Origin of the sequence: Bacillus horti (assembly GCF_030813115.1) — a bacterium.
Lineage (GTDB): Bacteria > Bacillota > Bacilli > Caldalkalibacillales > JCM-10596 > Bacillus_CH > Bacillus_CH horti.
Map to the genome: position 1 here is coordinate 121,985 of NZ_JAUSTY010000001.1, position 15,091 is coordinate 137,075.

The 15,091-nt window shown below is 40.4% G+C and carries 13 protein-coding genes and 1 other RNA gene; 2 read left to right on the forward strand and 12 right to left on the reverse strand.

What is annotated here, in order from left to right; genetic code table 11:
* Positions 1-51 precede the first annotated feature (51 nt).
* From alaS to J2S11_RS00630, 10 genes are all read right to left on the reverse strand, one after another.
* Positions 52-2,691, reverse strand: coding sequence for an alanine--tRNA ligase (gene alaS, locus J2S11_RS00585; protein ID WP_307389503.1), 2,640 nt, complete (start codon positions 2,689-2,691; stop codon positions 52-54).
* Positions 2,692-3,150: 459 nt separating this feature from the next.
* Entirely contained in the window at positions 3,151-4,254 is a 1,104-nt protein-coding gene (locus J2S11_RS00590; protein ID WP_307389505.1) for an AI-2E family transporter, read from the reverse strand.
* A gap of 203 nt (positions 4,255-4,457) precedes the next feature.
* On the reverse strand, positions 4,458-4,688 hold the full coding sequence (locus J2S11_RS00595) for a hypothetical protein (RefSeq protein WP_307389508.1): 231 nt from the start codon (positions 4,686-4,688) through the stop codon (positions 4,458-4,460).
* 18 nt (positions 4,689-4,706) lie between these two features.
* Positions 4,707-4,898, reverse strand: a complete 192-nt coding sequence (locus J2S11_RS00600; RefSeq protein ID WP_307389510.1) for a hypothetical protein — start codon at positions 4,896-4,898, stop codon at positions 4,707-4,709.
* A gap of 239 nt (positions 4,899-5,137) precedes the next feature.
* Positions 5,138-7,525 (reverse strand): SF1B family DNA helicase RecD2, encoded by a 2,388-nt coding sequence (gene recD2, locus J2S11_RS00605; RefSeq protein WP_307389512.1) that lies wholly within the window; start codon positions 7,523-7,525, stop codon positions 5,138-5,140.
* A gap of 48 nt (positions 7,526-7,573) precedes the next feature.
* Positions 7,574-8,260, reverse strand: coding sequence for a tetratricopeptide repeat protein (locus J2S11_RS00610; RefSeq protein WP_307389515.1), 687 nt, complete (start codon positions 8,258-8,260; stop codon positions 7,574-7,576).
* 31 nt (positions 8,261-8,291) lie between these two features.
* A complete protein-coding gene (mnmA, locus tag J2S11_RS00615) occupies positions 8,292-9,413 on the reverse strand; it encodes a tRNA 2-thiouridine(34) synthase MnmA (protein ID WP_307389517.1) in 1,122 nt (373 codons plus the stop codon).
* 81 nt (positions 9,414-9,494) lie between these two features.
* On the reverse strand, positions 9,495-10,637 hold the full coding sequence (locus J2S11_RS00620; protein WP_307389519.1) for a cysteine desulfurase family protein: 1,143 nt from the start codon (positions 10,635-10,637) through the stop codon (positions 9,495-9,497).
* Positions 10,638-10,676: 39 nt separating this feature from the next.
* Complete coding sequence (gene cymR, locus J2S11_RS00625) at positions 10,677-11,096, reverse strand: cysteine metabolism transcriptional regulator CymR (protein ID WP_307389521.1); 420 nt, start codon at positions 11,094-11,096, stop codon at positions 10,677-10,679.
* Positions 11,097-11,124: 28 nt separating this feature from the next.
* A complete protein-coding gene (locus J2S11_RS00630) occupies positions 11,125-11,853 on the reverse strand; it encodes a YczE/YyaS/YitT family protein (protein WP_307389524.1) in 729 nt (242 codons plus the stop codon).
* Positions 11,854-12,093: 240 nt separating this feature from the next.
* On the opposite strand from J2S11_RS00630, the gene J2S11_RS00635 reads away from it, so the two are divergent.
* Both J2S11_RS00635 and J2S11_RS00640 read left to right on the forward strand, forming a co-directional pair.
* Positions 12,094-13,419: an AAA family ATPase gene (locus tag J2S11_RS00635; RefSeq protein WP_307389526.1), complete on the forward strand. Its 1,326-nt coding sequence runs from the start codon at positions 12,094-12,096 to the stop codon at positions 13,417-13,419.
* A gap of 128 nt (positions 13,420-13,547) precedes the next feature.
* Complete coding sequence (locus J2S11_RS00640; RefSeq protein ID WP_307389529.1) at positions 13,548-13,868, forward strand: hypothetical protein; 321 nt, start codon at positions 13,548-13,550, stop codon at positions 13,866-13,868.
* Positions 13,869-13,978: 110 nt separating this feature from the next.
* Here J2S11_RS00640 and J2S11_RS00645 read toward each other — a convergent pair whose 3' ends face one another.
* Together J2S11_RS00645 and ssrS are read right to left on the reverse strand one after the other, a co-directional pair.
* A complete protein-coding gene (locus J2S11_RS00645; protein WP_307389532.1) occupies positions 13,979-14,764 on the reverse strand; it encodes a tRNA threonylcarbamoyladenosine dehydratase in 786 nt (261 codons plus the stop codon).
* 133 nt (positions 14,765-14,897) lie between these two features.
* Positions 14,898-15,074: non-coding RNA, 6S RNA (gene ssrS / locus J2S11_RS00650), on the reverse strand.
* Positions 15,075-15,091: the final 17 nt, after the last annotated feature.

Genomic DNA, 15,091 nt, shown 5'->3' on the forward strand with positions numbered 1-15,091 from the left:
CCCAAAAAACTATTAGCGTACTCTTTACCATCTATTGTACTCTAATTGTTATTATTGTAAAACGGATTTAACAAATTCGTAAGAAAATTTTAATGCTTCATCTAGCTTGGAAGGATCTTTTCCGCCAGCTTGAGCCATGTCAGGCCTTCCACCACCACCTCCGCCACATCTTGTAGCGACTTCCTTAATCAGTTTACCAGCATGAAGACCTTGATCCATTAAATCCTTAGTAACTCCTGCTACAAGATTGACTTTATCACCTTGAACAGCTCCTAGCATTATTACTCCTGATTGAAGCTTTTGCTTCAGGTCATCCACAATACTTCTTAACTGATCCATATCTGTCGCATTGACTTTAGCAGCAATGACTTTTATCCCCTCAACTTCTTGCGCTTTGTCTAATAGAGATGATCCCTCGATATTTCCTAGCTTCGCCTTTAGTGAATCATTTTCACGTTGCAATTCCTTTAATTGCTCCTGAAGAGAGGTTGCTTTTTTGACCACATCTTTGTCCGTTGACTTCACTATCTTCGCTGTTTCCTGTAGCCATTCCTGCTGTTCCTTCAGATAATTATATGCAGCACGACCTGTTAACGCTTCTATCCTTCTTGTGCCCGCTCCAATTCCTCCTTCGGAAACGATCACAAACAGACCGATTTCGGCCGTTGATTGAACATGACAGCCGCCACAAAGCTCTAAGCTGTAATCTCCCATCCGTACGACTCGAACTGTATGACCATACTTCTCACCAAACAACGCCATAGCTCCCATCGCTTTAGCCTCTTCAAGAGAGGAATAAGTGGCCGTCACCTGAATATTTTTCAACACATACTCATTGACAATTTGTTCTACCTTCTTCAGTTCCTGCTCCTCTACTGCGTTAAAATGAGAGAAATCAAAACGGAGGCGTTCTGCTGTAACCAATGACCCCGCTTGATTAACATGATTTCCAACTACATCTTTCAACGCTTGGTGCAATAGATGGGTAGCAGAGTGATTTTTAATAATATCTATACGTTCACTACGCCTTACTTCTGCGTGAACTTTTTCTCCTTTTTTCAGCTGTCCTTGGACTAGCTTACCTTCATGGACATGCTGACCATTAGGAGCTTTCTGCACTTGATGAACCTCAAAGGAAGCATCCCCTGATGTGATGACTCCTTTATCCGCAATCTGTCCACCACTTTCCGCATAAAATGGCGTCTCCAGCAAAATGAGTTGTGCATCCTGTCCTTCTTGAATAAAGTCTACTAGTTGACCTTCCGTCACTATCCCTAATACTGTAGTGTCGGCCTGCAATTGACTGTAGCCAACAAATTCAGAAGCAGCATGGAATTCGCCTAATGCTCCCCCTTGAACCTGCATACTACCTACTTCCTGTCTAGCTGCTCTTGCTCGGCTACGTTGCTGTTCCATTTCACTTTCAAATCCATCTCGATCTACGCGGATTCCTTGCTCATTAGCGAAGTCCTCCGTTAGATCAATAGGAAAACCGTAAGTGTCATATAGCTTAAAGGATTCTCTACCTGGTAGGACATTACTATTATTTTTCTTTACCGTATCAATCATTTCAGAGAGAATAGCTAGACCTTCATTTAACGTTTCATGAAATCTTTCTTCCTCTGTTTTAATCACTTTACTGATAAAAGCTTCTTTTTCCTGTACCTCCGGATAGTAGCTCCCCATCACCTGGCCGACAACTGCCGTAAGCTGGAACATGAACGGCTCATGAATACCAAGAACCTTTCCATATCGAACAGCTCTTCTCAGCAATCTTCTTATAACATAGCCTCGTCCTTCATTAGAAGGTAGAGCACCATCTCCAACGGCAAACACAACCGTCCGCACATGATCAGCAATCACCTTAAACGCTACATCATCCTCTTTATTTATTCTATAGTTTTTACCAGATAGTTCTTCTGTCTTTTGTATAATCGGCATAAATAAGTCAGTATCATAATTGGTAGGTACATTTTGAATAACGGAAGCCATTCTCTCAAGCCCCATGCCTGTATCAATATTTTTCTTTGGTAAGGGTGTGTAAGTACCGTCAGCATTATGATTAAATTGTGAAAATACTAGGTTCCAGACCTCTAGATATCTTTCATTTTCTCCACCTGGATAAAGCTCAGGGTCCTGTTCATCATTACCGTATTCAGGACCACGATCATAAAAGATCTCTGAGTTTGGACCACTTGGACCTTCTCCTATATCCCAAAAATTCCCTTCTAAACGGATGATTCGCTCTGCAGGAACACCTATCGTATTAAACCAAATATCATACGCTTCGTCATCCTCTGGATGAATGGTGACAGAAAGCTTGTCTGGATCAAAACCAATCCATTTAGGATCTATTAGAAATTCCCAGGCCCATTCAATTGCTTCTTTCTTGAAATATTCTCCGATTGAAAAGTTACCTAGCATCTCAAAGAAAGTATGGTGTCTTGCTGTTTTTCCTACATTTTCTATATCATTCGTACGAATTGATTTTTGAGCATTTGTTATTCTTGGGTTTTCAGGGACAACACGCCCATCAAAATATTTCTTTAGGGTTGCCACACCACTATTGATCCATAGCAAGCTAGGGTCCTCATAAGGGACTAATGAAGCGCTCGGCTCAATGTCATGCCCTTTTTCCTTAAAGAAATCTAAAAATATCTGTCTAATCTGAGCAGATGTTAGTTCTTTCATTGTTTCAAGCTCCTTTTCATTTCATATTTTACGAAGACTAAGCAAGGTACGCTAAGACCACCTCGACCGACCATAATTCTTGTAAAAATAAATAAAACTCTTCCATCCTAACTTTCTCCATTAGAGAAAATCAGGGACGAAAGAGTATTCTTACGCGGTACCACCCTGCTTATACAGCTACAAGCCCTTACTTAGATAAGGTACAAAAGTGACTGTATCGCTTTCTTCCACGATAACGGAGTGGAGCCGACAGGGGTTAGCTGTATTCAGGAATGGCTTTCAACAGTCACACACTTAGAAGCTCTCTCAGCCTCGACCCTGGACTCAATAATTTCAGTCCTCGATCACTGGAGCATCCTTTCTGTCAGGGATACCTGCTTACTTCGTTCCATCATCATTTTCAATATATTTCTTCACAATATACCCATTATTATACTTAGAAGCAGGGACCCCTGTCAATCATTCATATTGCTGATTATTCCCTCCCTCTTTAATCTGCCGAGCTCTTCGAGTATGTTCAATTAAGTGCTCCAAGACCACTTTTCCTGCAACAAAAATAGGCACGGCTAAAATAAGACCAACTACCCCACCTATTTGATGCCCAAGAAGAAGGGATAAAATGATGAAAACAGGATGGATATGTAGTCTTTTCCCTACAATCCAAGGAGCCAGAATATTCCCCTCAATAATCTGTATGATCAAGTTAATCACAATAACCCACAGAACTAAAGAAGGCTTAGTCAATAAGGCAACTAAAATGGCTGGAGCAATGCCAATGAAAGGGCCGAAGTATGGAATAATATTCGTAACAGCCATGAGGCCTGCTAGAAAAAGTGTATAGGGTAAACCTATAATGAAATACCCTATTAGCGAAAGAAGACCAACTACAAGACTAATCATAATTTGCCCTCTTATGTACTCTCCTAATGAATGATCTATATCCTTCCATATGTCTAAGGCCATTTTTCTTTTCGAAGTAGGGATTAGATGATATATCGTCTTATTCATAATTTCAGCATCTAACAAAAAGTAAAAGACTAAAAACGGAATAACAACTAAAGCAAACATTTTATCTAGCATTTTTCCCGCTCCCTCAACCATTTGACTTATCGTATGGCGAGAGTCAGATTGAATGCTTAACAAAGCATCGTTTATCCCTAGGTGAATACCATCAGGAAGTCTTTGGAGTTGCATCTCAAACCGTTCTAACCAAATCAAAATCGTTTTCTGGATTTGTGGGAGCTCATTCATCAAATCTCTGAGCTGCTCTATAAATACGGGTGTACCAAACCATAGAACACAACCTAAAGCACCAAAAAATAAAATATAAAGTACCAATATGGACAGGGTTCGATTTAAACGTGTCTTCATCAACAAGTCAACTAGGGGATGAAGTAAATAGGCAATAATCATGGATATAAGAAAAGGAACCAGTATCGCCTGTACAATTCGAACGAAAGGAGTGAGATATGGAAAAATCAAGAAGGCTAAATACAGGATAAGCATAGCTAAAGCGAAAATTCCAATGATTCTTAGGGACTGTGGAGAAAAGACTCTGTTCATCTCACTTCTCCTTTTCTAATTAGGTCAGAGTTAGTATGTTCTCCTAAGCTAACTTTGATTCTTATTTTGCATGATTTATAAATGGATTTAAGCAGGATCATTCTGCCTTAGGATCTGCCTTCAATTGAAAAAAGGAAAGGCGTTTGCCTTTCCTTTTAAGCATAGATTTATTCCCTATTTCACTATGCTCAGGATATGAATACTTATATCCGTGCCCAGCTACGAACCCTATTCATCATACTTGATCGACCTGACATGATCTGGTTCATCATGCGCTTTCGACCGGACATCATCTGATTCGTGGTCTGATTAAACCAGCTAGTGATCATCCTCCAGCCTCTTGGTTTTGATGATGATCTTCTGATGATTTGCACCATAGCAAGTGCAATCCCAGCAAGAGCCAGCATGGAGGGTAACATTGAGTTTCTTCTCATGTTTTCATCTCCTACATGTTAGATTTGGACACCTGAGTCCTCAATAAAAAGATCGTTTAATGAACTGAGGCTCCCATCCTCTTCAACCTGGTATACATCAACAACCTTTTCCTCATCTACAGCAAACTCTATAAAGCATCCCCAACAATAAAACTGCCTTGTTCCAATTTTCCCTAAATCCTTGCCCTTACAATTAGGACATGAAAGCATGTATTTACCTCCTCTGTCAGCATAAACGGTCTAAACCTTCTTACCTTTTATCCTGTCCCTCTCAGGAGGAGTGTATACATTTTCCAGCATACCTACATGCAATCACAGTAGCTACAGAACAGTCCTCATTCTGTACAACTATAGTTTTCCTAGTTCAAAACGATTCATGAACAGTCATGGACTCCAATTTTTCCCTTAGACTTTTCTTTATACTTGTTCCTCATTAGTGTCGCAATATCTTATTTGGTACTGGTAGCTTCGTTAGCTTCAGCTACCGTTTCTGTTATCCACTCTTGTAACGTTTCCTTTAGATATGTGTGACGAGACACATCATCCTGCTTTTGCAAGCCTTGTAGAAAGGTCTGCTCTTCACCACACAAGATTAAAAAATCCCTAGCCCTAGTAATAGCTGTATAAATAAGATTCCTGCGCAACATTCGATGGTACTGTCTTACAACGGGCACAACCACAATAGGAAACTCACTTCCCTGTGATTTATGAACGGAGCAGCAATACGCCAAGGTTAACTGATTCCATTGATTTTTCGGATAAAGCACTTCCTTTTGATCAAACAAAACAACAAGCTGATCCTCTTTATCTACATTTTCCTTAGCCCAAATGACGGATACAACCTCACCGATATCTCCATTAAACACATGCTCCTCAGGATTGTTCGCTAATTGCAAGACCTTATCCCCAACCCGAAAAATATAGTCACCATGTGTAACCTGGCGCTTCCCTTCAGTCTGAGGGTTAAAAAGATTCTGTAAGGACTTGTTTATGGCATCAATACCTGCTGCACCCTTGTACATAGGAACAAGCACTTGAATGTCCTTAGGGGTATACCCTTTTCTTATAGCTGATGAGCAAATTTGACCCACAGCATCCACAACACTGTTTTGATTACAAGCAAAAAAACGTCGATCCGCAGATGGTGTTTTAATGTCAATATGTGCTTCCTGTCTTTTAATTTGATGGGCTAACGTAATAATAGACGAGCCTTCCGCCTGACGATATATCTCCTGTAATTCCACTACGGGTAGTCGTTCACTTTGCATTAAATCGCGCAGGACTTGACCTGGACCCACGGAGGGTAACTGGTCTTGATCACCTACTAACAAAATCTGGATCGTCTCTGGTAAAGCTCTGAACAATTGATTGGCTAGCCATTGATCCATCATGGATGATTCATCTATAATTAGGAGTTTTCCTTCTATTGGGTTATCCTCATCATGCTTAAATTCCTTTCCACCACTCCAGCCCAAAAGACGATGAATCGTCACAGCCGGCACACCAGTAGATTCATACATTCTTTTGGCTGCTCTTCCTGTAGGGGCAATCAGTAGAATAGGAAACGGATCTTCTTTTTTCACATAATCCTCTGGATTTAGAGACAATCCATGTAGCTCAGCATATATTTCACAGACACCTCGGATGACAGTCGTTTTTCCGGTTCCTGGCCCTCCTGTTAGGATCATAAATGGGGAAGACAAAGCTTTTTCTATCGCTTGCTTCTGCGTTTCAGCGTATTCAATACAAAGCCTTTCTTCAAGCTCTCCTAAAGCCTTTAAAAACTCCTGCTGAGAAAAGGAGGCGGCTAATCCATTCTGATGAATTTTTCTGACCTTCTTGGCAAAGCCTTTTTCGGCATAAAATAATGAAGGTGTATACACTCGATCCTCTTCAATAATTAGTTTCTCTTCCCTGCCAAGTTCAATGATTTGGTTTGAAATAGAAAGTTCATCTATGATTGCTTTTTTACGGCTAAACCGCTCTATACCTTGAGGTATGGAAGAAGGATAAGCACTACTCTCATCGTAGGACTGTAGCTGATTAATCCAGTTTGTTAGATCCGTCAAGTACTGCTCCAAAGGCAAAAAAACGTGACCATATTGCTCAGACTGCTCTCTGAGGTAATATAAGCACGCCGCCTGTAAACGTTCAGCAGACTCTTCAGCTATTCCAACAGCTCGTCCAATCAAATCAGCCCTTTTAAAGCCTATTCCTTCTATTGTTTCTATCAGCTCATACGGATTCTCTTCCAAGATAGTCATAGAACGCTCCGCATACTTCTGATAAATTTGAATGGACAAGGAAATACCTATTCCATATTCCGAAAGCTTGACTATGATCTGCTCTAGCCCTTGATTTTCTTGAATTCGTTCAAAGATTAACTGTCTGGTCTTATCCTGTAGCTTAGGTACTTCACGCAGGCAATCCGGTTCTTCAAGAATACGCTGAATCGCCTGCTCACCTAAAGTGTCGACAATACTGGCAGCTAGCTTTTTACCCACACCGGGGAACAGATCACTTGATAAATAATGGACAATACCCTCACGACCTTGGGGCATTTCCTTTCTAAATTGCTCTACCGAATATTGAATACCATACTTAGGGTGCTGCTTGATGGAGCCCCAAAACGTATATATTTCATCCTCAGCTAGGGAAGGATAGACACCCACAATCATAATTTCTTTTTCATTAATCGTTTCTGTCGTGTCAGAAATTCTGATCCGTGTTACGGTGAAGTAAGATTCAGGATTATGAAAGAGTTCCTGGATCATTTTCCCTTTGATATAAGGCTTACGATCATCAAAAAGATCGAATGACGATTGAACTACGTTCATTGTTTATAACTCCTTCTTCCTAGCTTTTAAAACAACTTTTCTTTGCTGCTATTGATTCTCTAATAGCTGCTCCACCTGTTTTTTACCATTCAAAGCTAACAAATGATTTGGCTGAATATTGATTGCATGCTCAAAGCATTCCTTCGCTTGCTCTAGTCGTTCACTCATTGTATACGCTACCCCTAAGTTGTAATACGCATCAGCATGCTCAGGATCCTGTTCAACGACACGTTCAAAATCAACTAATGCCTCTTCTATATGATTCATATAGGCTAAACATAAGCCTCTTTCAAAAAGAGCTTCTACATCATCTGGATTATAGTCTAATGCCCTTTGAAAATACGCCAAGGCCTGTTTTTCATAGCCTTCTCCTTGATTCTTACTACTCATTCCTAGCATATAGTATAGGTCAGCATTCTCCAGACCTAATTCCTCTGCTTTCGTAAACATAGCTTGGGCTTCCGACCATTTCTCTAAATTGTATAGAGCTGCCCCTTTTCCGTAATACGCCGTAGCAAAGGAAGCGTCAAGCTCAATCGCTTTTTGAAACCAATCAATGGCCTGCTCGGCCTGATTAGATGCAGATAAAACATTGCCAATATGACAATATGGATTAATATAAGAAGGGTCTTCCTCAATCGCTTGGGCAAATAGCTTTAAAGCCTCTTCGACTTGACCCTCCTTCAAAAGCTCTATCCCTTGCTCACTTTTAAGTTCAGCTTCCGCTCTACTCATGGTTTTCTCCCTTTCCTTCTCACCTGCTCCTTTACATTAGAACAAGTTGGTCTTTAATCGCCTCATCAATAGTAGCTCCACCTAAACAAAGATCACCATCATAGAAAACAACGGATTGCCCAGGAGTAACCGCTCTTTGAGGATGCTTAAATACAACCTCACACATTTGATCATTCTTCAAATGCACGGTAACCTCTTGATCCGGTTGACGATATCTAAACTTGGCTACACAATCAAACGTTTTAGCATCTGTTGCTAGAGTAATCCAATTTATTTTTGAAGCCACAAGCCTATCCGTATAGAGATACTCATTTTCAAAGCCCTGTGCTACTAATAGCACATTTTGTTGAAGATCTTTCCCTACCACAAACCAAGGCTCACCTGACCCACCAATCCCTAGCCCTTGCCTTTGCCCTAGGGTGTAGTACATCAGTCCATCGTGCTTTCCTTTTGTTTCTCCATCAAGAGTTTTCATTACCCCCGGCTGAGCGGGTAGATATTGACTCAAGAACTCCTTGAAATTACGTTCTCCAATAAAGCAGATACCTGTACTGTCCTTCTTCTTTGCTGTAGCTAAGCCTGCTTCTTGGGCAATACGGCGAACTTCTTTTTTCTCTAAATGCCCAATAGGAAACATGGTTTTAGCTAATTGCTCTTGAGTTAATTGATTCAAGAAATAAGTTTGGTCTTTTCCCTCATCTACTCCGCGTTTAAGAACGGATCTTCCCTCATCATCCACTACTTGTGCATAATGCCCCGTAGCTAGATAGTCCGCACCTAACGACATGGCATGGTCAAGAAAAGCTTTAAATTTAATTTCTTTATTACACATTACATCTGGATTAGGAGTACGCCCTGCTTGATATTCCTCAAGGAAATACGTAAACACCTTATCCCAGTACTGCTTTTCAAAGTTGACTGAGTAATAAGGGATATCTAATTGATTACAGACAGCTACAACATCATTGTAATCCTCAGTAGCTGTACAGAAGCCAGACTCGTCTGTATCATCCCAGTTTTTCATAAAAATCCCGATTACATCATAGCCCTGCTGCTTAAGCAAATAGGCGGTTACAGAGGAATCTACTCCTCCCGACATCCCAATTACGACTCTTGTTTCAGCAGGGGACTTGTGTCCTCTATGGAAACTCATCTGTTTCATCTCCGTTAAATTATTGTACGAGCCATATAGCTCATTCTTTCACAGCTAATCTCTACAGTGAGGTTAATCTATTTACAGCTTTACAAGTCGTTGAACGATTTTCACCGACGTTTCAGCCGTCCTCTCAATCTGCTCCAGCGTATTGCCAAGCCCAAAGCTAAAGCGAATCGCCGATTCAATCCTCGCCTGATCAGTCGTCATCGCTGAAATCACGTGTGATGGCTGCAAGGAACCTGCTGAACAAGCTGATCCACTAGAAGCAGCAACTCCCTCTAAATCTAAGTTCATTAGCATAGCGTCTGCTTTAACTCCTAGAAAACTTACATTTAAAATATGAGGCATCCCATTCTCAACCTGACCGTTTATTGTGAATCTCACGTTTGCTTCACGGAAAATACGCAGCATGGTGTCCTTATATTTCTGATAAAGCTCTTTTTTTTCAGCAATTTCGTTATAAGCGAGCTTAATCGCCTCAGCAAAGCCAATAATGCCTGCCAAATTTTCTGTTCCAGCTCTTCTATTTCGTTCTTGAGATCCTCCAAACAGCTGAGGCTTAATTAATATATCCGGGCGTATATAGAGCAAGCCTACACCTTTGGGGCCATTAATCTTATGTGCTGATAAGGATAATAAATCTACAGGAAGCTCATGTATATCTAGCTGCTCAACTCCCAATGCTTGTACTGCATCGGTATGAAAGGTAACCCCTTTATCTCTTAAAACCTGCCCGATTTCGGTTATTGGCTGCAAGGTTCCCGTTTCATTATTCCCATACATTAGGGTTACAAGAATCGTTTCCTCACGCAGCGCCGCTACAAGATCTTGGATCTTCACTTTCCCCTCTTCATCCACCGGTAAGTAGGTGATCTCAAAGCCTAGCTCTTCTAAATTGGCACATGTATGCAATACCGCATGATGCTCCGTTTGGGTTGTTATAATATGCTTCCCTTTCGCTTGGTTAGCTAGTGCCGTTCCTATAATCGCTAAATTGTCTGACTCGGTGCCCCCGCTTGTAAAAACGAGATGACCATTCTGTATATTCATTAAGCTCGCTATCGTTCTTCTAGCTTGATCAAGAGCTCCGCGAGCTTTTTGTCCAAAGGAATGAATACTTGATGGATTTCCAAATAGCTCTGTCATATACGGAGTCATTGCTTGAACAACCTGAGGGTGAACAGGTGTTGTAGCCGCATGATCAACATAAATTCCACTCATATGGTTGCATCTCCTAATCTGTTCTAAAACAGCCTTCATTTAAATATAAAACATATAATATTCGTCTGATCCTGAATCCTTAAACTCAATCAAATCCTCTAAAGAGGTTGAATCTAACACTTCGGTTATACTGTTTCTAATTCGGAGCCATAGGTCACGTTTAGCAGGATCTTCTTCCTCTTCAAATTCCACTGGACTAATCGGCCCTTCAAGAACACGAATAATGTCCCCAGCTGTAATTTGAGCAGCTGGCTTGGAAAGCATGTACCCTCCATAAGCTCCGCGAATACTTTTAACAAGCCCCGCGTTACGCAACGGTGAAACTAGCTGCTCTAAATAGTGTTCCGATAAATCATTGGTTTTAGCAATACTTTTTAGCGAAAGAGGTCTCTCCCCCGAACTTCGCCCTAATTCCATCATTATCGTTAAACCGTATCGTCCTTTTGTCGATATTTTCACTTTGACACCTCCAACAAAAATCTAACTGCTATACATTTACTTTTTCAGATATTACAGGAGTGAGTACTCCCCCATCTTTATCATTTGAACGATCTATTTTACTAAGAAGTTTATCAACGGAATATTGGCATTGTGGCAATGTATAGCCTACTACTGTGCCAATACCGAATGTAAACAAAATAGTACCTAAAAAAACAGGACCTCCCAATAACCAGCCTGCTATCAGGACAACCACTTCAATACCTCCACGCACATATTGAACCTTCCACCCAGTTAGTTGAGTTAATGCCAGCATTAAGCTGTCACGTGGTCCTGCTCCACATTTTGGAGCAATATATAAGCCAATTCCATACCCACAGATCAAAATTCCTGCCAAAAGCAGCAAAAGCTTAATCACCCAAAAGGTTGGATTTAGCCAAGAAAAAACATACATAAAGAAATCAATAAACACTCCAACTAAGAGCATGTTGATCAGAGCTCCTAGCTGTGGCCATGATTTAGTAATCATACTAGAAATAGTAATGACAACAATTCCTGCAATAATCGACCACATCCCAATGGATAAGCCAAATTTTAAATATAAGCCAATATGAAAGACATCCCAAGGGGCACTTCCAAAATCAGCTTTAATCATCATCACGATTCCAAAAGACATAATAATTAAACCAAGTCCAAAAATCAACCAACGAACAAGTAAACGATGAAATTTTCTACTATGTGCTTCTCCACTCACTTCGTTGCCCTTCTCTCTAATCATTTTCTGTTTATCTCTAGGGTCTTTTGTTCTCTCCCAATACATTATCTAATCATTATATCATGAAGATATCGTTGTTGCATGGAACTTGACCCTACTCATGGCTAAAGCTATTCTAAAGTATAGTCACTTAGAAATTTAATAAACTTACAATCTACAATCTTACGTGTACCCTTTAATAATCATTAAATTTATCGACTACAAAATAAAAAAATAGAGTATAAAGTTAGAAAGGAAGTTCTTATGGATTTATTTAGCTACTCCCATAGCCAAGCAGATGCCCAGGCACCATTAGCCCATAGAATGAGACCTCAGACACTTGATGAAGTGATTGGACAAGAGCATATTATTGGTCAAGGAAAGCTGTTAAGGCGAGCAATTGAAGCGGATCGGCTTTCACCAATGATCTTTTTCGGTCCACCTGGAACGGGGAAAACAACGTTAGCCAAAGTAATCGCAAACTCCACACACTCTCACTTCGAGCAGCTAAATGCGGTAACCTCTGGAGTTGCCGATATTCGAAGAGTAACAGGCGAGGCTAAGGAAAGGCTTTCTTTATATCAACTAAAAACCGTGCTTTTTATCGATGAAATACATCGCTTCAATAAATCACAGCAGGACGCTTTACTTCCATTTGTTGAGGATGGAATTATCGTCCTAATTGGCGCTACAACTGAAAGCCCTATGTTCGAAATCAATTCTGCCTTACTCTCGCGCTCTAGAGTGTTTCGGTTAGAGCCCTTAACAAATAAGCATATTGAGCAGATTATTCAATCAGCCCTACAAAATAAAGCAAGAGGTCTAGGGGATTTAGATATTGAAATAGAGCAGTCAGCCCTTAAGCATTTAGTAGCTGTCGCCAATGGTGATGCAAGAAATGCACTCAATGCTCTAGAGCTAGCTGCTATGACAACCTCTCCTAATGCCGAAGGTAAAATTGTTATTACACAAACGGTTGCGGAGGAATCTATTCAGCAGCGCGTGATTCAGTATGATAAAAATGGAGATCAGCATTATGATGTTATATCTGCTTTCATTAAAAGCATACGAGGATCGGACCCCGATGCTGCGCTATACTGGCTAGCACGGATGATTTACGCCGGTGAAGACCCTCGCTTTATAGCCAGAAGATTATATGTACATGCAGCTGAGGATGTAGGTATGGCTGATCCAAGAGCCATACAAATCGCCCAAGCCGCTGCTTACGCCGTTGATTTTGTAGGAATGCCTGAGGCTCGAATTCCTTTAGCAGAAGCAACCGTTTATCTAGCTACTGCTCCGAAAAGCAATGCGGTCATAATGGGCATTGATAACGCACTAGCTGCCGTAGAAAAAGAAGAATCTGGGCAGGTTCCTCTTCATTTAAGAGACAGCCATTACAAAGGGGCTAAGGAGCTAGGACACGGTGAAGGGTATAAATATCCTCATGACTTTGAAGGGGGATATATTCCACAGCAGTATTTACCTGATCATTTGCAAGGAAAAACTTTTTATAGTCCAACTGAGTATGGCTATGAACGGACGATAAAAGAGCGTCTTCATTATTGGAAATCTAATGCTAAAGAATGAAGTGTAATTTGACAATTTATTGAATTCATATATCATTAGAGAGAAGGGATTAATTCCCATTTCTCTATTTAATACTATGGTACCAATCAGAATAATACTTTATGACTTATGGATTAGGAGGTTCTACTTTGAAGCTTTTTAAACCGCTAATCATAATTTTTGTTCTTTTTGTTCTAGTTGCCTGCCAGCACCAAAGTAAAGATCAAATTCCATCAAAATTGGAATTTAATGAAGAAACTTATGAAAATGACGGTACTTTTCAAAGTTTTGAGGGTAGCCCCTCAGAGTATTATTTACCTAGTGGTTACAGGCTAACAGGGAATCATTCTCTTTCAGGCCAAGAGGTTTATATTCAATCAGGGAACGATGAGATTATTTACGTAAAATATGAGGTCGAGCAAGAAGAAACAAGATGGATTCCTTACTATAAATTGAATAATGAGAATTAAAATAAGGTAGCGCCCATACTGGGGCGCACAAAATAAACACCTCCAACAATTTGGAGGTCTTTATTTTGTTATTGGTATTTAATTCAGTTAGTTCTCCTTTACCTAAATGATCACCCTTGATTACGAACACGATCAATTTTAATTTCATGAGTTTTCATTAGGTCGTTGACTACTTCACCTGCGGCTAATAACCCGGCTACAGATGGGACAAAAGCGTTACTGGCTGGAGGCATTTTTGCCTTTCTTATTTTAGCATTAGGATCTGGTACGATCTCTTGTAATGTATCATGCTTTTGTTTCACAGGAATTTCCTTCGAGAACACAACCTTAACTCCTTTATGGATTCTGGCTTCGCGTAATCTCTTACGTACCACCTTAGCAATAGGATCATAGCTTGTTTCAGAAATATCCACCACAGTTAGTCTAGTTGGGTCCATTTTATTAGCAACACCCATGCTGGAGATAACAGGTATCTTTCTTTGCTTACATTCCTTAATAATGTGGATTTTATATTTAATCGTATCACTAGCATCCACGACATAATCTAGGTCATATGAAAAGAACTCCTCAAACGTTTCCTCCGTATAGAACATTTTCAAGGCGATCACTTCACACTCGGGATTAATATCAGCAATTCTTGCTTTCATTAAATCAACCTTTGGCTGCCCAATGGTTGAAAGTAAGGCATGAATTTGTCTATTCACATTCGTAATATCTACATTATCCTTATCCACTAGCACCAAGCGCCCTACCCCACAACGGGCAAGAGCCTCAGCTGTAAAGGAGCCTACTCCACCAATTCCTAATACGGCTACAGTACTTCCTTTTAAGGCACTTACACCTTCTTTTCCAATTCCAAGCTCAGTGCGAGAAAACTGATTTAATTTTACACTCATCGTCTTGTACGTCACTCCTTTTTCTTTACGTATCTATTCCACAATATTGAAGCTTATATGTCAAGATATAGCTTTATTTACACTAAACTGTCTGCCAACTACTCTACAGAGCATATACTTCAGAGCAAACGAAAAGAGCCCCGCAATGCCGTGGCTCCTAAGTTTTGAACCTGCTCTCGCAGGTGGGTGTTCTGCTGTCTGCTTTACAAGTCCATACAATGAAGGCATGTGCTCCACAGACAAACGTAAACTCCCGTTGTATAGGTGTTGGCTCAAAACTGTCGGTTAATCACGTACATCTCAGGACTCTTTATGTGACTTAATCCT